Raw genomic sequence first — 19611 nt, 5'->3', positions numbered from 1 at the left:
ACGTCGTCGATCACACGGCGCGCTAGAAAAGAGCGGTTGTCGATGAGGTCACGGTAGCCCAGGTTTGCCCTGAGATACCGAAATTGTGAACCCTGCTACGCCCCAAACGACGCGGGATGCCGTGAGCCCCACTGGAAGCGCCGCTCCAGCTGCGCACCGATCGCGAGCAACACGTCTTCGCGACCGGGGCGGCCAATGAGCTGCACGCCCATCGGCAGTCCTTCCGCGGTTTCGTGCACGGGGAGGCTGATCGCGGGCAGGCCGGAGACGTTGACGAAGCTCGTCCAGGGTGTGTACTGCACTTGCTTCGCAAAGTTCTCGAAGGCATCCTCGGCATAAAACCAGCCGAGGGGGCGCGGCGTCATCGCCATCGCAGGGGTCAGCACGGCATCGTAGGTCGAGAACTGGCGGATGACGCTGCGCTCGAACCGAGACAGCGTCGCGATGGCGACGCCCACGTCGCGCGCGCTCATCCGGCGTCCGCTTTCGATGAGCCATTTCGTGAGGGGTTCCACGAGCTCGAGTTGTTCGCCATCGAGCGGGATTCCGGCGGCTCCCGCTTGCCACAGCACCGTGAAGGCTTCGGCGTATTCGGGAGAGGGGTCGAGGGCGAAGTCTTCGCTGCCGTGGCCGAGCTGGTCGAGCGCGGTGCGGGCGAGGGTGAGAGCATCCTGAGCTTCGGGTGAGACGCTGATCTCGTAGGTGTCGTCCCATGGCGAGGTTGTCATGACGCCGATGTTGAAGGTGCCTTCACCGCGGATCGCGGCGTTGAGGAAGGCGCCACCGTCCCACGTGGGCGGTCCAACAGAGAAGGGCGAAGCGCCAGCGATTCCATCGAGGAGCAACGCAGCATCCGCCACCGTGCGCGCCAGCGGTCCGGTCACCGGAAGCTGGCCGAGACTACCGAAACCACTGCCCGCGGGCACGCGACCACGCGACGGCTTGAGTCCGACGAGTCCGGTCGCGGCGGCGGGGATGCGAATCGAGCCACCGCCGTCGGAGCCCGGCGCGAAAGGCAAGAGCCCCGCCGAGACGGCGACGGCCGCTCCCCCGCTGCTGCCGCCGGAGCCGAGAGAGGTGTCCCAGGGGTTCACGGCCGGGGCGTCCGAGAGCGGCTCGGTGTAGGCAGGCAGACCGAATTCGGGGGTTGCTGTTTTGCCGAGGCTGATCGCGCCGGCCGCGTCGAGAACGTCGGCGATCTCATCCGACTCCTCGGGCACGTAGTCGGCGAAGGCGCGCGATCCGAAGGCGGTGCGCACTCCGGCGCGGGCCCACAAGTCTTTTTCGCCCGAGGGTAAGCCCCAGAGGGTGGCGGCGCGGGAGCCAGAGGCCTCGAGCTCGGCAGCACGCTGGCGCGCAGCATCCGGAGTCACGACCGTGAAGGCGCCCAACTCGGGGTTGAGGCGTTCGATGCGATCGAGGTAGCACTCCACGAGTTCGCTGGGCTTCAGCTCGCCCGCTCGCACGAGATGGAGCTGCTCTAGGGCGGTGAGGCGATGAAGTTCTGACACGGATTCAGCCTAAGGGGGTTGACAACAACCCGCGATGCTGGTTGGTTAGCTACATCACCAACTAACCAACTAGCCGCCGCACTGTTGCTGCTTCACCGCAGCACCGCAACACCGCGGCACCGCTAGACCACAGCCCGCACCCAGAAAGGAGGCTCACATGGATGACTCCCGCCCCATTTTCGCGCAGGTCGCCGAGAACATTGAGAACGACATCATCTCCGGCGCACTGCCCGAAGAAGGCCAGGCTCCCTCGATCAACGAGTTCGCAGCCTTCTATCGCATCAACCCCGCGACCGCCCTCAAAGGCGTGAACGTGCTCGTCGATGCCGGAATTCTCTACAAGAAACGAGGAATCGGAATGTTTGTCGCCACCGGCGCTCAAGAACAACTCAAACGTGCTCGCCGCGACAGCTTCAGCAGCGAGTACGTTCGCCCCCTCCTGGCCGAAGCAGAAAAGCTCGGCATCGACTCCGCCCAACTCACCCAGATGATCGCCAAGGAGGCGAACAACTCATGACCTCCACCATTGAGGTAACTAACCTCAGCAAGCACTTCGGCAAGGTGAACGCCGTCAACGACGTGAGCTTCACCGTTGCCGAGAACAAGATTTACGGCCTGCTCGGTCGTAACGGCGCCGGCAAGACCACGCTCATGCAGTTGCTCACGGGCCAAGAATTCGCCTCCAGCGGCACGATCTCCCTGTTCGGACAAGCCCCGGTCGAGAACGCCAAGGTTCTGCAGAACACCTGCTTCATCAAAGAGAGTCAGCGTTACCCCGAAGACTTCCGCCCCAAGGATGTCTTCAAGACCGCCCCCTGGTTCTTCGCCAACTGGGACCAAGACTTCGCCGATCGTCTGATCGCCGACTTCCGCCTCCCCCTCGACCGCCGCATCAAAAAGCTCTCGCGCGGCCAGCTCTCCTCCATCGGCGTCATCGTGGGCCTCGCCTCACGCGCACCGCTCACCTTCTTCGACGAGCCGTACCTGGGGTTGGATGCCGTGGCTCGCCAAATCTTCTATGACCGCCTTCTCGAGGACTACGCCAACCACCCGCGCACTGTGATCCTCTCCACTCACCTCATCGACGAGGTCAGCAACCTGCTCGAACACGTTCTCGTGATCGACGAAGGCAAGCTCATCATCAACGAGGATGCCGAAACTCTCCGCAACCGCGCCACGAACGTTGTCGGCATGAAGACCGCCGTCGAGGCGTTCATCGGCAACCGCGAAGTGTTGCACCGCGACGGCATCGGCGGGCTCAGCTCGGTAACCGTTGCCGGGCTCAGCGAGAGCGAGCGCCGCGACGCACACGCTGCCGGGCTGGAACTGTCACCGGTGTCGTTGCAGCAGCTCATCATCCAACTCACCCGCACCGAGACCAACGAATTCGAGGCCAGCGCATGACCACCACAACGGCTCTCGCCCAACCGGCAAGCCCCCTGAAGCGCATTACCAACGTAGCCAAACTGCATTTCGCCAACCCCTGGACGACCCTTGGGCTGCCGTGGATCATTCTCGGCGTGATCTTTGTGGGGTCGCTCACGATCTGGTGGCTCATTTATTCGGCACTCTCACCGGAGCAAAGAGTAGGCGCACTGCAGGGAACAGAATTCGGTGGATCCACTTTCTTCATCTTCATCTACATGATGGTGGTGGCGATTCAAGCGATCAGCATCACGTTCCCGTTTGCACTCGGCTATGGCGTCACTCGTCGCGACTACTACCTCGGCAGCGCACTCGCTTTTGTGATTCTCGCCGTGATTTACACGACAGGCCTCGCCATTCTCGGTGTGATCGAAAACGCCACCAAAGGCTGGGGCATGGGTGGCACGATGTTCGCCCCCGTCTACTTCGGCGACAACCTGCCCGAGCGCATCTTCGTCACGTTCGTGCTGTTCCTGTTCTTCCTCTTCTTCGGTTCGGCGATTGCTGCTGTCTGGGTGAGGTGGAAGGCAACCGGCGTCACCGTGTTCTTCATCGTCGTCGGGGCGCTACTCGTCGGCCTGGCTGCGTTGGTGACCTTCACCGAATCATGGTTTGCGGTCGGCGACACGTTCGTAGACCTCGGCGTGCTCGGAGTCGCGGCCTGGAGCCTCGTGCTCACCGCGATCAGCGGTGTGGCTGGGTTCACGTTGCTACGGCGCGCAACTCCGCGCAACGCGGCCTAGCTCGTAACGCGGCCTAACCCGTACGCGGCAGCCAACGCGCTGTCCCTCACCACCCATCAGAACGGCGGATGCCCGGCTCTCCCCTCGCGGGAGGCCGGGCATCCGTTCATTCGTAGGGGGGCGTTCGCGAGCTATTTGCCCGCACGATGTTCACGCGATGCTCCTTCGCGAACCGTTTGGCCGTGCAATGTTCGCGCGCGGACCCTTCGCGGTCGAACCGCTACGCGTCGATCGACTTCTGCATCAGATACGTGCCGACCCAGCGGTCGAACTTGAAGCCGACGCGCGTGAGGTGGCCGATGGATTCGAAACCCAGTTTCTTATGGAGGTGAATGGAGGCGTCGGCTCCGTCATCCGAAATCACGGCGATGATCTCGCGGATGCCGGACTGGCGCCCGCGTTCAATAAGTTCGTTCAGCAGCGCACCGCCAACACCCTGCCCGGTAGCTGCTGGCGAAAGGTAAATTGAGCCTTCGACCGTCTGCTTATAGGCGGCCTTGGGGCGCCACGGGAACATGGCGGCATAGCCGAGCACGCGCTCATCGTCGTCGACAGCGACGATGAAGGGCAGCCCCGACTCTTCCACGGCGACCCGCTTAGCGGTCATGATCTCGGGAGTGACCTCAACAATGTCGAAGGTCACGACGGTCGTGCTCACGTAGTGGCCATAGATTTCGGCGAGCGCCGCATCGTCCGCTGCGATGGCGTCTCTGAAGTGGTGTGCCATGGCTGCTCCTGAGGTGTCGTGACAAAAATGCGATTAGCGAAGACTGCACGTGGTGACGCTTGCCCGTGTCGTGGGTATCGCGACTCCTATTTTAGAGGTCGAGTTAGCGGTCAACGCGCCAGTCAATAGGGGCAGCGCCTTGCGCTTCAAGCGCCGCATTCACTCGACTAAACGGCTTCGAGCCGAAGAACCCGCGGCGTGCAGAAAGCGGGCTCGGGTGAGCACTCACAATCACCGGTGTATCCCCCAGCAATGGCGCGACGGCTGCCGCATCTTTGCCCCACAGCACAGCAACAAGGGGCTGCGGCCGAGCTGCGAGCGCCCGAATCGCAGCGGCCGTTATCTCTTCCCAGCCGTGACGGCGGTGGGAGCCCGTCACCCCGGCCTGCACCGTCAGCACCCTGTTGAGCAACAGCACGCCTTGGCTCTGCCACGCACTCAGATCAGCGTGCGATGCTGGCGGGATGCCGAGGTCGTCGTGCAATTCCTTGAAAATGTTGCTGAGGCTCCGCGGTAGCGGTCGCACCATCCGTTCGGCCGAGAAAGCGAGCCCCACGGCGTGCCCCGGCGTCGGATACGGGTCTTGGCCGACAACGAGCACGCGCACCTCATCGAACGGTGTTGTGAAGGCTCGCAGTACCGCATCCGGCTGAGGAAGCCACGGTCGCCCGGCTGCGCTCTCTGCATCAAGAAACGCACCAACCGCCGCCAACGGCCCCTCGAACGGGTGCAATTCGCGAGCCCATCCGGGGTCGACACTGCTGAAATCCATGTCACTACGCTAACGCGCGCCCTGTCTACCGATAGCATCCGTTCATGTCATTCCTGCGCGGAAAATCCGGGGCCATCACGATGGGCCTCATCGGCTACCTCTTCTTTGTCGAACTGGTGAGCGGAATCATTCAGGGGTACTACATCCCCCTGATCCCCGATCTCGTCGAACATTTAGGCATCCGCGATGCTGACTTCAACTGGTTTGAGGCCGCCCAGCTGCTGTTGAGCGCCATTGTGGTGCCCATTCTGGCGAAGCTTGGCGATATGCACGGCCACAAGCGCATCCTGCTCATTTCGACCGTTCTGACCGCCGGCGCAACCTGGTGGCTGGCATTCACGGGTGACTTCACGAGCTTCTTGATTGCGTGGGCTCTGCAGGGGTTCTACGTTGTCTGGCTCCCGCTCGAAGTCGCACTGATCTTTGACCGCGGACGCACCACGGGAATGGGCGCATCCCAGACCCGCCGCGCTGCGGGCTTCCTCGTCGTCGCCCTCGAAGCGGGTGCCATAATGGGCGCGCTCGGTGGCGGCCGCATCTTCAAGGCCTTCGGCGAAAACGTGCAGCAGACGCTCATGATCCCCGCCATCGCGGTCACCATCGTCTTCTTCGTCATCCTCTTCGGTGTGCCCGAATCGAAACCGTTGCCCGGCCGCACCCTCGACTTCTGGGGCTTCGTGCTCCTCACCATCGGCCTGTTGCTCATCACGTCGGGCCTCACGTTCTTGCGCATCAACGGCCCCGGCGCGTGGTGGGTCTACCTCGTCATGCTCGCCGGTGTCGCGACCTTCATCCCGTGGGGTCGCTACGAGCTACGCCAGAAAGACCCCGCGATCGATCTTCGGATGCTGCGCGACCCGAGCATGTGGCCCATCCAACTCACTGCAGGGCTTGTCGGTATCAGCTTGCTCGGCGCCCAGGCTCCGCTTGCGACCTTCGCCGGCACCGACCCGATCAACGGGTACGGCCTTGGCATGGAATCGGATGAGATTTCGTACATCATCGGCGCCTACTTGGTTTCGATGATCGTCGGAGCCCTGCTCTTCCCGATCCTGTCGAAGTGGAAGAGCCCTCGCGTGGCGCTCATCGTCGCCACGTTCTTGGTCGCGACCGGCTACCTGATGTTCTTGCCGTTCCACATGACGGTGCTGAGCGTGTTCCTCAACATGAGCATCGCGGGCCTCGGCTCGGGTGCGCTCGTCGGCGCGCTCCCTGCCGCTGCCGCCGCGGCCGCCCCGCGCGGTCAGACCGGTATCGCCACCGCCCTCACCAACACGACGAAGACCATTGGTGGATCGTTCGCCTCCGCCATCTTCGCCATCGTGCTGCTGGCCGGGGCGGCATCCGCCGTGACTGAAACCGCGTCAAGCCTCTTCGGCTATCTGACGGTCTTCACGATCTGTGGCGCTGGCGCCCTCGTTGCGGCTGTGCTGTTGTTCTTGGTGCCGAAACTGGCCTTCGCGGATGTCGTGGACGACATCGAGGAGATCGAGCCGGCCGACGAGACGTCCGAGACCGACGCAGCCCGCTAGCGCGGCTTGAGCTCGCCGCGAATCATCTTGTGCGGCGCAGCCTGAGCCACGGGCTTGATCGTAATGAGGTCAAGGTTCACAAACGGCGGCAGCTCAATCGCGTGCACGATCGTTTCGGCGATGTCGTCAGCGACGAGCGGGTCGGGAACGTTGTCGTACACCGTGTCTGCCTTAGCAGCATCGCCGCCAAAACGAACGAGCGCGAATTCTTCGGTCTTCACCATGCCGGGAGCGACCTCGATTACCCGAATCGGCTCCCCCGCAAGCTCAAGCCGAAGCACAGCCGTGAGCGCATGCTGGGCAAACTTCGCGGCGTTGTAGCCGCTGCCACCTTCATACGGCACGGTCGCCGCAATCGAGGTGACCATGAGGATACTGGCCGTATCGCCCTCCACGATCTCTTCGCGGAGCAACGGCAAGAGCGCGCTCGTTACTCGCTTGGTGCCCACGACGTTGACATCGAACATCCGAATCCAGTCATCCGCATCGCTGTCTTCAACACTGGCAACGCCGAGCGCACCACCCGCGTTGTTGACCAGAGCGTGGATGGGGCCAAGCTCACGCAGGAAGGCGGCGAGCGCCTCTACATCATCCTGTTTCGTCACATCAGCTACGAATGTCTCGATGCCGGTATCGGCCGCGAGCGCAGCAAGTCGGTCTGCGCGACGCGCGACAGCGACCACCTGCCAGCCGTGTTTAGCGAACCGACGCGCGGTCGCCTCGCCAATGCCCGAACTTGCCCCTGTCACTACTACTCGCCGATTCACCATTCTTCCAAAGTAGCGGTATTACACTTCGACGAATGACCGGAGCTTCTCTCACCACCCCGCAGCCCTCCCGCACCGCCAAGGCGCGCCTGCCGCACTGGGATAACGCCCGCTTTCTTGCGGTCACCTTGGTCGTGATCGGGCACGGCATCCAGCGGATGACCTACGACTCCGACAACGCCCTCGCGCTTTACCTTTTTATCTACGCGTTCCACATGCCCGCGTTCGCGATCATTAGCGGCTACTTTTCAAAGCCGGGAGCCCCCACTGCGCTTCAGATGCGCCGGGTCATCACCGACATCATCCTGCCGTACTTCATCATGGAGACCATCTGGACCTTCGTGAAGTTTCTCGTCGAAGGCGAAACCGATCTCAACCCGTCGAAGCCGAGTTGGACTCTCTGGTTCTTGCTCGCCCTCGGTATCTTCCGCCTGATCTTGCCGTATCTCTCGCAAGTGCGGTGGCCGCTGCTCTGGGCCGTCGTCGCCTCCATCGGTGTCGGGTATCTCGACAACGTCGACAGCACGTTCTCGCTTTCGCGCGCCATCGGCATCTTGCCTTTCTTCGTTCTTGGCTGGAAGCTGCGCGAATGGGGCCTCATGGACCGTTGGAATGTGGCCAAGCGACTAGTGCTGATTCGCACTCTTGCCGTAGCGATTCTTCTGGGGTTCATGGCGATATTGCTAGTCAACATCGAGCTCTGGCGCACGATCGACCTCCGTTTCTGGTTCTTCTACGATGCCTCGTACCATGGCCTTGGCGAAGACCAATGGTGGGCCGGCGGAGTGCGACTCGGCCTCATCGTGCTCGCGGTCATTCTCAGCGCCGCCTTCTTCGCGCTTGTTCCGCGTCGTCACACGTGGGTATCGGATGCCGGCCAGGCCACGATGTACGTCTACCTCCTGCACAGCTTCATCCTCTATCCCCTCCGAGAGAGCGGGCTGCTGCTGGATGACCGGGCTTCGGCCATGTGGCTCGTGAGCATGGTGTTGGCGTCCATCGGCATTGCGCTCGCGCTCTCCACCCCGATCGTGAAGAAGATTTTCCGCCCGATCATTGAGCCGAAACCGCACTGGATCTTTATCCCCTTGCCCAAAGAGACGAATCTGTCTACCCCGAAGCGTTGAGTTACGACATATTTCACGGATGATTGACCGCTCTCGGGGGCCTGCTTAGGCTCACAGTGTGGCGGACATCCCGATCCACCAACCGACCTAGGAGGCCGCCGTGAGCGACTGGAACTTTGAAACCAAGCAGATCCACTCGGGCGCGCAGCCTGATCCCACGACCAACTCGCGGGCCACCCCGATCTACAAGACCACCGCGTACGTCTTCAACGACGCAGATCACGCCAAGAATCTCTTTGCGCTCGCCGAGTTCGGCAACATTTACACCCGTATCCAGAACCCCACCCAGGATGTCGTCGAGCAGCGCGTTGCTGCTCTCGAAGGCGGAACCGCGGCACTGCTGCTCGCCTCGGGCCAGTCGGCCACCACGTTCGCCGTTCTCAATATTGCCCAGGCCGGCGACCACATCGTCTCGTCGTCGTCTGTCTACGGCGGAACCTACAACCTCTTCAAGTACACCCTCGCGAAGCTCGGCATCGAGACCACGTTCGTCGAGAATCAGGATGACGCTGCCGAGTGGGCCGCCGCCATCCGCCCCAACACCAAGCTCCTCTTTGCGGAAACCATCGGTAACCCGCGCATCAACGTGCTCGACATCGAACTCGTGGCCAACGTTGCCCACGCCGCCGGCGTTCCGTTGATCGTCGACAACACCATCGCCACCCCGTACCTCATTCGCCCGCTCGAGCACGGCGCCGACATCATCGTGCACTCGGCGACGAAGTTCCTCGGCGGTCACGGCACCGTTCTCGGCGGCGTCATCGTGGATGGTGGCAAGTTCGAGTGGTCGAAGAACGTCGACAAGTTCCCCGGCCTCACCGAGCCCGACCCCTCGTACCACGGTGCGAGCTACACAGGAGTGCTCGGCGACGGCATCGCGTACATCATCAAGGCGCGCGTGCAGCTGCTGCGCGACCTCGGCGCCGCTATCTCCCCCGACAGCGCGTTCTCGCTCATCCAGGGCATCGAAACCCTCAGCCTGCGTATTGAGCGTCACGTTCAGAACGCTCAGGCGATCGCTGAATGGCTCGACGCTCACGAGGATGTCGACACCGTGTTCTACGCGGGCCTCCCGTCGAGCCCCTGGTACGCCACCGCCAACAAATACGCTCCCCAGGGTGTCGGCGGAGTTCTCTCCTTCGAACTCAAGGGCGGCGTTGACGCCGGCCGCTCGTTTGTGAATGGCGTTTCGCTGTTCAGCCACGTTGCCAATATTGGTGATGTTCGCAGCCTCATCATTCACCCGGCCTCCACCACCCATTCACAGCTCTCCCCCGAGCAGCAGTTGACCGCCGGAGTCACACCAGGACTGGTGCGTCTCTCGGTAGGCCTCGAAAACATCGAGGACATCAAGGCCGACCTTCAGTCCGGCTTCGATGCTGCCCGCGCGAAGACGGAAGAGCTCCGCGCGAGCGCTTAGTCGCTTCGGCGTACGCACTGCTAACGGTGGCGGTGACTCCTCACGGGGGTCACCGCCACCGTCGCGTTAACGCGCCGGCCAGACCTCATCACGCAAAATTCTTTCCGGTACCGCCGTAATAATTTCGTGCCGCACAGGTTCGTTCGCGATACTGGGAGTGACATGGACTGGCAGACACCTGAAGACACTGTTCCTTCGGCATTCATCACTGACGCAAACGTGCGTTCGCTCCTCGGCAAGCCCCCGGCAACCGGCGCGTGGCGAGAAGGAGACCCCGCCGGGCACCGTCAGTTCGTCACCGTCACCGACCTGTCGCTCGAGTTCAGCGGAAAGCTGCCCTCGGCGCGTATCGCGTACGAAACCCACGGCACGCTCAACGATGATGCCTCGAACGCCATTCTTATTGCCCACGCCCTTACCGGCGACAGCCACATCATCGGAGCTCCCGGGGCCGGTCACGCTACGGGCGGATGGTGGAACGATCTCGTGGGGCCCGGTAAAGCTATCGACACCGATCGCTGGTTCGTCGTTGCCCCCAATATCTTGGGCGGCTGCCAAGGCAGCACTGGCCCCGCATCTCACGCCCCCGACGGAGCCGAATTCGGCGCCCGCTTTCCGTTCGTCACCATCCGCGACCAAGTCACCGCACAGGTCGCACTGAGCGACGCACTCGGCATTGACCGTTGGGCCGCAGTGATCGGCGGCTCGATGGGCGGCATGCACGCCCTCGAGTGGGCGGTCGGGCATCCGGAGCGTCTCGCCAAAGTGGCCATCTTGGCCGCACCGCCCGTGTCCACCGCCGACCAGATCGCACACAACTCGGTGCAGGTCGAGTCCATTCGCACCGACCCCGCCTTCGCCGACGGTGCCTACTACGACTCAGCGGATGGCGATGGTCCCCACCGCGGCTTGGCCCTCGCGCGCCGTCTGGCCCTCATCAATTACCGCTCCTCCGACGAGCTCAACGACCGCTTCGAGCGCACGTGGCAGAGCGAAGTCAGCCCCTGGGGCAAGGGCGGCCGCTACGCGGTTGAGAGCTACCTCGATTTTCACGGCAACAAGTTCGCCCGCCGTTTTGATGCCAACAGCTACATCACGCTCGTTGAGGCGATGAGTTCTCATGACATTGCGCGCGGCCGGGGAACAGTTCAGCAAGCGCTCGCCCGAGTAACGATGCCCGCGCTTGTACTCGGCATCGACAGCGACCGACTTTTCCCGGTGTCAGGCCAAGAGATCATTGCCGAGTACGTGCCCGGCAATCTCGACGGCAACGTTCCCCACGTCATCCACTCGCCGTTCGGCCACGATGGGTTTCTCATCGAAGACGAGCTGATGAGTGCACAATTGACGCGTTTGCTCGAGCTCTAAGACTGCTGGGAATCGCCCGATGGTGTGCGTGTTAGTCAAAAATTGGCGTTTCCTCATGGCAAAAGCGGTGCGTCACCCCTAATTGAGGGACTGGATGTGCAAACATTGCCCCCAATGGACCTCACTGCAAAAGAACGGGATCGCCTACTGCAGCGCACAGCGCGCGTAGCGACCCTCAGTTTTTTGACCGTATCGGCCATCTGCCTGAGCATTCCCGGCGCGGTGTCAACCCTGACTCTTTTCATGTGCCTGCCGCTGTATGCGGTGATGGCTGTTCTTCACTTCAAAATGGGCAATAGTCGCTCGCTCGGGTGGGTCATCCCGCCCTTCATCGCTGGCAGCATCGTGATTCTTCTCGTGGCTGGCACCCCAGGAGGCCCCAGCCAAGCAGGCCTCTCCGCGATCGCTCAATTATCGTCCGCTTCACTGGCGTGCCTCGCAATCGTGCTGACGACCACACTGGTGCGGCGCATCGTGCTGCTGATTAGTTTCGTCACGATCTCGAGCGTCACCGTTCTCTCACTAGCGCCATTCCAGCCGCCGGTGCGCACTCTCGCACTTCTGGTTTTCGGTTGGGTTCTCGCGGCCCTCATCGGATTCTGGATCAGTTCGGGAGTTCCGCAGGCCGTTCGCCGTATCGCCAGCATCGGTCGCGCCCATCGTGCGGAACGACAGGCGAGCGAGACAGAAGCACAGCGCCGCCAAGGTGCCCGGCTTTTGCACGACACCGTCTTAGCGACTCTCACCCTGCTCGCTCACTCAGGAATCGGCGTCTCGGCCGAAGCAATGCGCCAGCAGTCCGGAGATGATGCGCGATTGCTGCGCCAATTGCGCCTTGGAGCAACTCCCACCCCGCAGGCTTCTGGTGACTACAACCTCAGCGGCCCTGTCAGCGAAACAGTTCTCGGCACCACGCTGGAGTCAGTGAAACAGCGGTTCGGCCGGATGGGGCTCGAGGTCAGTTGGCACGGCACCGGTCAGGTTCTGCTCCCCAGCGACGTTCTCGACGCTTTCTTGCTCGCCCTCGCCGAGTGCCTCGAGAACGTCCGCCGACACTCCGGGGTCACGGAAGCGCATGTGACGATCACCGAAGACGACACCACTGTTCGCGCGATGATCACTGACTCTGGAGTCGGCTTTATCCTCGACGATGTCGATTCAGCCAGCCTCGGTTTCAAAGAATCAGTAGTCGCCCGGTTGAAAGAAGTCGGCGGTCAAGCGCGATTGTTCTCGACCCCGGGCTCAGGAACCACTGTGGTCTTGGAGGTACCTCGATGACGTATGCTCCCCCCGAAGAAAACACCCTCGGCGTGATCGTCGGCAACAAAGGACGCCACGCCAGAAGCGAAACGGTGCGACGTCTGGCCCGGGATGACAGCCCGCGCCTCACGAGTCTCGGTACCGGGTTCGTCGGTGTCGGTGCCGCTATCCTCGTCAGCTTGCGGGCAATCTATGGCCTCGTCTGGCTCGTCATCCAATGGGATGTTTACCCTAATCCGATCGTGGCCGCCCTCGCTTGGGGCCTGCTCATTCTGCTGATCGCCGCCACCATCACTGTGGTTCAAGTCACGAGCGGCCAGCTTTCTCACTGGATGTTCGTCGTCTTTGTCGCGGGTCTGGCCGCCGTCATTGCCCTCGATATTTATGCGATCTGGGATCTCCACGACATCGGCGGCTATGCCACCGCCGCAGTAGCAGCCGGTATGGCGCTCCTGCTGGTTCTCACTGTTCGGCCGCCCGCTGAGCTCATCGTTGCTGTCTCAATCGTGGGCGTGGGCCTGATCGCCGTCATCGTGGTCAACGTTCCGCTGACAACCGATAACCTCGCGCCGCAAGTTACCACGGTCGCATTCGCCGTGCTGCCCACCGTGATCGGGCTCTCGCTCATCACGAACTTTCGGCAACTCGTGCAGGTTGAGCTCGATCGAGTGTTGGTGCAGAGCACGCTGACGGCACCCCGCTTTGCGGTCGGCATGATGGCATCCGAAGAATTGGCTCGCCTCGACCTCGCTGCCGAGAAACTTCTGGACTCCGTAGCAAACGGGGCTATCGAATTGCCGCTCCAACCCAAAATCGCGTCGACAGCCGCCTCTCTCGCTACAGAATTGCGGCTTCACCTCATTGAGGGACGCCGTGAAACCTGGCTTTATCACGCGATCACCGAGTCTGACCTTCTCGGCAAGTCGGTCACCCTTACCGATAAGGGAAGCCTCGCCGGTCTCCTCGACCCGGCACAACGCGACGGTTTACTCTCGACGGCCTGGCTCTTTGTCACAGACACCCCGAAGCGCGGAGCCAAAAACTCCGTTCACATTACGATCGCACCCTCGACTACCGTTGTGGCGCCCGGCTTCGAAGACAAAGTAGCGGTCGGTATCTCGATCACGTCAAGTGGAGTGGCTCGCAATCGCGTCGACGCTTCAACGTGGGAAGCAATCGCGAAAGTCGGCACGTATGCTGACTCGATCGAGAACTCAAGCGTGCGTCTCGACATTGAATGTCTTGTCGATAACCCAGCAGACCAATAAATTCGTAAGATAAGACGATCTACCAGAGGAATTATCGTGACTGAATCAACACCGCGCATCCGGCTCGCAATCGTCGACGATCACCGAATGTTGCTCGGCGCTCTCACCGAGTGGATCCGCAAAGCAGCCGAAGACATCGACATGGTCGTTGCGGTTCCCACGTGGCCCGAGCTCACGATTCACCCCGAGTTCCCCGTTGACGTCGTCTTGCTCGACCTCGATCTCAAAGACAATATTCCGGTCTCGCTCAAAATCAACACTCTCAAGTCGATGAACGTTCGCGTCGTTCTCATGAGCACCTACTCCGAACCGAACGTGGTTCGCGAAGCTCTCGCTGCTGGCGCGCTCGGTTACCTCGTAAAGAGCGAAGACGCCGACATGATCGTTGAAGCGATCCGTGCGGCTTCCAAGGGCGAATCGTTCATCTCTGCGGAACTCGACTTGGCGATCAACGCCGACGAGATCGGTGGCGCCCCCAAGCTCAGCGCTCAAGAACGTCGCGTAATGGCGCTCTACGGCGGCGGCGAGCCCGTCAAGTCCGTGGCCTATCAACTCAGCATTTCTGAAGAGACCGCCAAGAGCTACCTCAAGCGCATTCGCGAGAAGTACCGTGTCGCAGGCTTCGATGTCGGAACCAAGGTTGCACTGCGCAAGCGGGCACTCGAAGACGGCATTCTTATCGAGACCGACACAATGCACCACCTCTAAGCAGCGCCGTTCCACACCTCGCACCACGCCAATCGCCCTGAACCCACTCCGGTGGGGCAGGGCGATAGTGCTCTGCGGGGCCGGCGTCGGCCGGTGTCGGCCGGTGGGCTAACTCTCGGCGCGAATGATCGCCTGCTCTAGGCGCTCGACTTTACCCGTCATCTCGCCGGTATGACCGGGGCGAATGTCGGCCTTCAGCACGAGCGACACGCGCGACCCGAATCGGCCGACCGCTTCCGTCGCCGCTTTGACGACTGCAAAGACTTCATCCCAATCACCCTCGATTGTCGTGAACATCGAATCGGTCTGGTTGGGCAACCCCGAGTCCCGCACAACCTTGACTGCGGCAGCGACCGCATCGTGAACGGAATCAGTTCCATCGGAACCGCCACTGGGTGCGATTGAGAATGCGACGATCATGCTGGCTCCTTTGCCGTAAGGCGTTCTGAGAATGATGCAGGTGGTTGAAGGCTCGACACTGGGCGGCCAAGCCTCACAAGCTCTACTATTGCCCAGACCAACAGGGCCAGCAGCAATAGATTGCGCGCGCTCACGATCGCTACCAACAGCGGATCAGCGACCAACAGACGGTAGTAGAAGTATGGGTACACGAGCTGCGTGAGCACGGCGATGGCGATACTCAGCGTGGCGGGCAGCAAAAAGCTCGTGTGGGAGCGCCTGTCGTCACGCACGTGCGCGCTAGAACTGGAATTCAGTGCGGAATTCAGAAGCCCCAGCACGACTGGCACCGCCAGCCAAGACACGAACTGTGGCGAGCCAACCTTGTTCACGACGATGAGCGCGAGAACCAGCGCGAGGCTGAGGGGTGCGAGTACCCGTGTTGCGCTGATCCCGGCGCGTGCTGCGGCTCGGGCAGCACGGATTCCGAGCGCAGCGATCGCGAGCACCACTCCGGCCAGTAGCGGTGTCATGAACGCGGCTACGGCATCCACTCCCGGCCCAGCCACTTGGAAGGTCAGAATCGTGGAGTCGTAGTAAACGAACGAATCGGGCGCTCCCGCCACAATCTGCCAGAGCCAGAAACCAGCGACCGGCGATTCAACTTGGATGCCGCGGCCGGTTTGTTCCGTCACGAAGCTGAACACGTTGCCGCCTGACCCCGCCAATAAGGCAAACACGACGACCGTCGCGGTGGTGGCCGCCGCGGCAATCGCGATCGCCCACCGCTCACGCACTGCGATGAATGCAGCTAAGACCAGAGCCGCAGGCCACACCTTCACCCACGTGGCGCAGGCTAAAACTACTCCGGCGACACGAGGGTGCGTACTCAGCAAGCGCACCCCCACCAGAGCGATGGACACGGTGATGGCATCGATACGGCCCAACGCAATCGGGCCAAGGGCGACGATGAAGGCTAGCCACCACCATCCGATATTCACTCCCGAATGAGAGCGCCCCCAGCGGGTGATGAAGCCGAGCGCCACGAGGTTGAGCAGCATGACAAGCGTGAGCCACGTTGCCCCGATCAATTCAACACCGAAGGTCACGGACGCCAGAATGGGCACGATGGCGAGCAGCGGATACACCCACGGAATGTCAACGCCAGCCACGATGCCCGAGGCATACGCTTGCTGAGCCCAGCCGGCGTAAACGACCGTCACATCGCCAAAGGGATTGCCCGGGCCGTGGAGGTTGAGTAGTCCGAGAACGAGGTGGGCAGCAATGAAGAGCAGCCAGAGCCCGATGGCGCTGACGGAGTGACGGGTCAGCACTGCGGTCGGGAGTCAGCCGCAGCGGCGTCCGCTGAGGTCTCGACAAGTTCAGCGATGACCCGCGAGACACTGGCGCAGAGATCCAGAATGGTGAGGGGGCCGCCATCGCTCGCGAGAGTAGCTGCGCGCCCGTGCACGTACGACGCCGTAGCGGCGAGGCCGACCAGCAGGCTCGGGTCGGCGAGTACTTCGTCACTGTGGGTAGCGACGAGCGCGCCCAGGATGCCGCCGAGTGCGTCTCCAGCGCCAGCGGTAGCCAGCCACGCGGGAGCAGCCGCGATCGCGGCCGTCGATGTGCCGTCAGACACGTACGTCGTGTGACCCTTCAGCAGCACGGTGCAGCCGAGTTGGGTGGCGGCGGATTCCGCCCAGTCACGCGGAGCCTCCGCAATAGCTTCTTTTCGCTCGCCGAGCAGTCGCCCGAGTTCGCGGTAGTGCGGCGTGATCACGGTCGGGGTGGTCGCGCGGCGAACTACATCGAGGGCTCCCCCGTCGAGCACGAGCGGTACGTGCTGTCCGAGTGCGGCCGCAATGTGGCGATCGGCAGCAGGTTCTCGTGCGGCATGATCCATCCCCGAACCGATGAGCCACGCTTGCACCCGACCATCGCTCATCACAGCCTCGGGGCGACGCTGCAGAATGAGGTCCTGGGCGCGCTGCGCTCCGAGGTAGCGCACCATGCCCACGCCGGTGCGCGCGGCCGCCTCGACTCCCAGCACCGCGGCGCCCGGATACAGGGCCGAACCGGTGATCAGGCCGAGAACGCCCCGGCTGTACTTGTCGTCGCTTTCCCGGGGCAGAGCGATGTGGCGTGCCGCGTCAGCAGCACTCCACATCGACTCAGCATCCATGGATGACAACGATAGTTGAGAACGCCGCTAGCGACGCCGGGTGGCGTCTTGCACTTCGCCGACAAGAACCTCAATGATGTCTTCGAGGAACAGCACACCGGTTGTCTCGCCGGTGGCATCGAAGCTGCGTGCCACGTGCACCCCCGAGCGACGCATCGTCGCGAGAGCATCTTCGAGGTCAGTCTCGCAATACATCGAGATGAGCTGGCGAATCCGCTTGGGCGGAACCGGCTCGTGAAACTCGCTCTCTTCGAGGTCGATTACATCCTTCAGGTGCAGGTAGCCGGTGGGCTCCCCCGCGTCGTTCAACAGAATGTAGCGCGAGAATCCGCGTTGCGCGACGGCCTTTTCGAGGTCGGCGGGGGCGGCATCTTCCGGCAGTGTCACAAGCCCAGACATCGGAATGGCGACATCGCGAACCTTTTTCGAGGTGAACTCGAACGCGCCAGTGAGCGTGCCACCGGCATCCGTCAACACGCCTTCGCGCGTTGACTGAGCCACGATTGTCGCGACTTCGTCGAGCGTGAAGACACTGTTCGCTTCGTTCTTGGGTTCGACCTTGAAGAGGCGCAGAATGGCGTTGGCAATTGCGTTCAGCGCGACGATGATCGGGCGGAACACCGTCGCGATAAACACGAGCGGTGGAGCGAGCACGAGCACGGCGCGATCCGGGATCGAGAACGAGAGGTTCTTCGGCACCATTTCGCCGAGCACAACGTGCAAGAACGACACAATGATGAGCGCCAGAATGAACGCGATCGTGCCGATAAGCTCCTCGCTCAAACCGGTGAAAGCAAGCGGCACCTCGAGCAGGTGGTGAATTGCAGGCTCAGAGACGTTCAGGATCAGCAGCGAACACACCGTGATGCCCAGCTGGCAGGCAGCGAGCATGAGAGTGGCGTGTTCCATGGCCCACAGCGCAGTCTTCGCTGACCGTGAACCGGATGCCGCGAGCGGCTCAATCTGCGAGCGACGAGCCGAAATGACGGCGAATTCCGCGCCAACAAAGAAGGCGTTGATCAGCAGCAATACGAATAGCCAGATGATTCCCCAGACGTCCATTAGTTCACCACCTCAGCATCGGCAGCGGCAACAATCGGATCCGGGGTAAACCTCACGCGGTCGATGCGTCGACCTTCCAATCGTTCGATGCGGAACACTCCGCCAGCGGCGGTAATCGTGTCACCCGTGCGCGGAACGCGACCGAGCTCACTCATGAGCCACCCGGCCACGGTTTCGTAGGGACCTTCTTCGGGAACTTCGACGCCCGTGCGCTCGAGAAGCTCATCGGGGCGCAGAATCGCCGGGAAGGTAAACCAGTCACGAGAACGAACCACGTCGGCCTTCGATCGGTCGTGCTCATCGGAAACTTCACCGACGAGTTCTTCCACGAGATCTTCCAGAGTCGCGACTCCCGCCGTTCCGCCATATTCGTCAACGACGACAGCCATTTGGTAGCCACGGCCACGCAATTCGGCGAGTAGGGCATCCAACCGCATCGTCTCTGGCACTTGGAGCGCTTCAGTTTGCAGAGCAGAGACCGGCACGTCGGCGCGCTTCTTATGAGGCACGGCAACGGCTTGCTTAATGTGCACGAATCCCACGACGTCGTCAATGCTGTCGTCGATCACGGGGAAGCGCGAGAATCCCGTGCGCTTCGCGAGGTCAATGACGTCTTGAGCGCTGTCGGTGCGGTCGATGCTGTCTACTCGCGGGCGCGGGGTCATGACGTCTTGCGCGGTGTGGTCGGCGAAGGCGAGCGTGCGCGCGAGCAGCGTGGCGGTGTCTGCTTCGAGACTGCCTTGGCTCGCTGAGCGACGCACGAGCGAGGTCAGCTCTTCAGCGGTGCGCGCACCAGAGAGTTCTTCTTTGGGTTCGATGCCCACGGAACGCAGGATGCCGTTTGCCGTGTTGTTGAGCAAGCTCACGGCCGGCTTGAACACGGTGGTGAAGAGAACCTGGAACGGAACGACGAACTTAGCTGTGGCGCGTGGGAGCGCAAGCGCGAAGTTCTTCGGCACGAGCTCGCCGACGATCATCGAGAGCAGCGTGGCGAAGGTGATGGCCAGGATGCTGGCGATGACGGTCACTGCCGTCGACGGCAGTATGGCCGCTAAGGGGATCTCAAGCCAGGTGCTGAACGCAGGCTCGAGAGTGTAGCCAGCGAGCAGCGTGGTGAGAGTGATTCCCAGTTGCGCGCTCGAGAGGTGCGTCGAGGTGTGCTTGAGCGCTGCGATGGTGGTCGCAAGTCGCTTCTCGCCACGTTCTTGGCGAGCTTCGAGATCAGAGCGGTCGAGGTTGACGAGTGCAAACTCGGAGGCGACGAAGAGGCCGGTGCCGACAGTCAACACGAGGCCAGCGGCGAGGAGAAGCCATTCATTCATGACAGTTCACCTCCA

At 62.1% G+C, this 19611-nt stretch carries 19 protein-coding genes; 10 read left to right on the top strand and 9 right to left on the bottom strand.

The annotated features are described in order from the left end of the window. Positions 1-95: 95 nt before the first annotated feature. On the bottom strand, positions 96-1511 hold the full coding sequence (locus I6E58_RS13065; RefSeq protein WP_197134493.1) for an amidase: 1416 nt from the start codon (positions 1509-1511) through the stop codon (positions 96-98). Between the two features lie 157 nt (positions 1512-1668). On the opposite strand from I6E58_RS13065, the gene I6E58_RS13060 reads away from it, so the two are divergent. Genes I6E58_RS13060 through I6E58_RS13050 form a run of 3 tightly spaced genes read left to right on the top strand, consistent with a single transcriptional unit; the run spans position 1669 to position 3679 of the window. Continuing rightward, a complete protein-coding gene (locus tag I6E58_RS13060) occupies positions 1669-2028 on the top strand; it encodes a GntR family transcriptional regulator (protein WP_197134492.1) in 360 nt (119 codons plus the stop codon). Beyond that, complete coding sequence (locus I6E58_RS13055; protein ID WP_197134491.1) at positions 2025-2915, top strand: ABC transporter ATP-binding protein; 891 nt, start codon at positions 2025-2027, stop codon at positions 2913-2915. The genes I6E58_RS13060 and I6E58_RS13055 overlap by 4 nt, the downstream gene beginning before the upstream one ends. Further along, positions 2912-3679 (top strand): ABC transporter permease, encoded by a 768-nt coding sequence (locus tag I6E58_RS13050; RefSeq protein WP_197134490.1) that lies wholly within the window; start codon positions 2912-2914, stop codon positions 3677-3679. Before I6E58_RS13055 ends, I6E58_RS13050 begins: the two co-directional genes overlap by 4 nt. Before the next feature lie 220 nt (positions 3680-3899). Here the strand turns inward: I6E58_RS13050 and I6E58_RS13045 are convergent, their stop codons facing one another. Both I6E58_RS13045 and I6E58_RS13040 read right to left on the bottom strand, forming a co-directional pair. After that, positions 3900-4406, bottom strand: a complete 507-nt coding sequence (locus I6E58_RS13045; protein ID WP_197134489.1) for a GNAT family N-acetyltransferase — start codon at positions 4404-4406, stop codon at positions 3900-3902. A gap of 103 nt (positions 4407-4509) precedes the next feature. Beyond that, positions 4510-5178 (bottom strand): uracil-DNA glycosylase, encoded by a 669-nt coding sequence (locus tag I6E58_RS13040; RefSeq protein WP_197134487.1) that lies wholly within the window; start codon positions 5176-5178, stop codon positions 4510-4512. A gap of 44 nt (positions 5179-5222) precedes the next feature. Here I6E58_RS13040 and I6E58_RS13035 point away from each other — a divergent pair, with 44 nt between their 5' ends. Beyond that, the gene (locus I6E58_RS13035; protein ID WP_197134484.1) at positions 5223-6710 is read left to right on the top strand and encodes an MFS transporter; all 1488 of its coding nucleotides are present in this window, start codon (positions 5223-5225) and stop codon (positions 6708-6710) included. On the opposite strand, the gene I6E58_RS13030 is transcribed toward I6E58_RS13035, so the two are convergent. Next, positions 6707-7480: an SDR family oxidoreductase gene (locus I6E58_RS13030; RefSeq protein WP_197134481.1), complete on the bottom strand. Its 774-nt coding sequence runs from the start codon at positions 7478-7480 to the stop codon at positions 6707-6709. The two genes, I6E58_RS13035 and I6E58_RS13030, sit on opposite strands and share 4 nt — an antisense overlap. A 32-nt stretch (positions 7481-7512) precedes the next feature. Between I6E58_RS13030 and I6E58_RS13025 the strand changes: the two genes are divergently transcribed. The 6 genes from I6E58_RS13025 to I6E58_RS13000 all read left to right on the top strand — a co-directional run bounded on the left by I6E58_RS13025 (position 7513) and on the right by I6E58_RS13000 (position 14628). Beyond that, positions 7513-8604 (top strand): acyltransferase family protein, encoded by a 1092-nt coding sequence (locus tag I6E58_RS13025; RefSeq protein WP_197134479.1) that lies wholly within the window; start codon positions 7513-7515, stop codon positions 8602-8604. 100 nt (positions 8605-8704) lie between these two features. Continuing rightward, a complete protein-coding gene (locus I6E58_RS13020; protein WP_197134476.1) occupies positions 8705-10024 on the top strand; it encodes a bifunctional o-acetylhomoserine/o-acetylserine sulfhydrylase in 1320 nt (439 codons plus the stop codon). 162 nt (positions 10025-10186) lie between these two features. Further along, a complete protein-coding gene (locus tag I6E58_RS13015) occupies positions 10187-11392 on the top strand; it encodes a homoserine O-acetyltransferase (RefSeq protein ID WP_197134473.1) in 1206 nt (401 codons plus the stop codon). 114 nt (positions 11393-11506) lie between these two features. Then, a complete protein-coding gene (locus tag I6E58_RS13010) occupies positions 11507-12670 on the top strand; it encodes a sensor histidine kinase (protein WP_129071142.1) in 1164 nt (387 codons plus the stop codon). Continuing rightward, on the top strand, positions 12667-13920 hold the full coding sequence (locus tag I6E58_RS13005; protein WP_197134471.1) for a hypothetical protein: 1254 nt from the start codon (positions 12667-12669) through the stop codon (positions 13918-13920). The genes I6E58_RS13010 and I6E58_RS13005 overlap by 4 nt, the downstream gene beginning before the upstream one ends. 36 nt (positions 13921-13956) lie before the next feature. Further along, the gene (locus tag I6E58_RS13000; protein WP_129071144.1) at positions 13957-14628 is read left to right on the top strand and encodes a response regulator transcription factor; all 672 of its coding nucleotides are present in this window, start codon (positions 13957-13959) and stop codon (positions 14626-14628) included. A 108-nt stretch (positions 14629-14736) separates the two neighbouring features. On the opposite strand, the gene I6E58_RS12995 is transcribed toward I6E58_RS13000, so the two are convergent. The 5 genes from I6E58_RS12995 to I6E58_RS12975 are packed head-to-tail and all read right to left on the bottom strand — an operon-like array spanning position 14737 to position 19596. Beyond that, positions 14737-15048, bottom strand: coding sequence for a thiamine-binding protein (locus I6E58_RS12995; RefSeq protein ID WP_197134469.1), 312 nt, complete (start codon positions 15046-15048; stop codon positions 14737-14739). Then, positions 15045-16361, bottom strand: a complete 1317-nt coding sequence (locus tag I6E58_RS12990) for a glycosyltransferase 87 family protein (RefSeq protein ID WP_197134467.1) — start codon at positions 16359-16361, stop codon at positions 15045-15047. Before I6E58_RS12990 ends, I6E58_RS12995 begins: the two co-directional genes overlap by 4 nt. Beyond that, positions 16355-17212, bottom strand: a complete 858-nt coding sequence (locus I6E58_RS12985) for an ADP/ATP-dependent (S)-NAD(P)H-hydrate dehydratase (protein WP_197134465.1) — start codon at positions 17210-17212, stop codon at positions 16355-16357. The genes I6E58_RS12990 and I6E58_RS12985 overlap by 7 nt, the downstream gene beginning before the upstream one ends. A 27-nt stretch (positions 17213-17239) precedes the next feature. After that, the gene (locus tag I6E58_RS12980; RefSeq protein WP_197134463.1) at positions 17240-18274 is read right to left on the bottom strand and encodes a hemolysin family protein; all 1035 of its coding nucleotides are present in this window, start codon (positions 18272-18274) and stop codon (positions 17240-17242) included. Next, positions 18274-19596: a hemolysin family protein gene (locus I6E58_RS12975; protein ID WP_197134461.1), complete on the bottom strand. Its 1323-nt coding sequence runs from the start codon at positions 19594-19596 to the stop codon at positions 18274-18276. Before I6E58_RS12975 ends, I6E58_RS12980 begins: the two co-directional genes overlap by 1 nt. Positions 19597-19611 lie beyond the last annotated feature (15 nt).

This window comes from Salinibacterium sp. SWN1162, assembly GCF_015864675.1.
Taxonomy (GTDB): Bacteria; Actinomycetota; Actinomycetes; order Actinomycetales; family Microbacteriaceae; genus Rhodoglobus.
The sequence above is the reverse complement of the archived record's forward strand: the minus strand, read 5'-3'. Positions and strand labels throughout refer to the sequence as shown.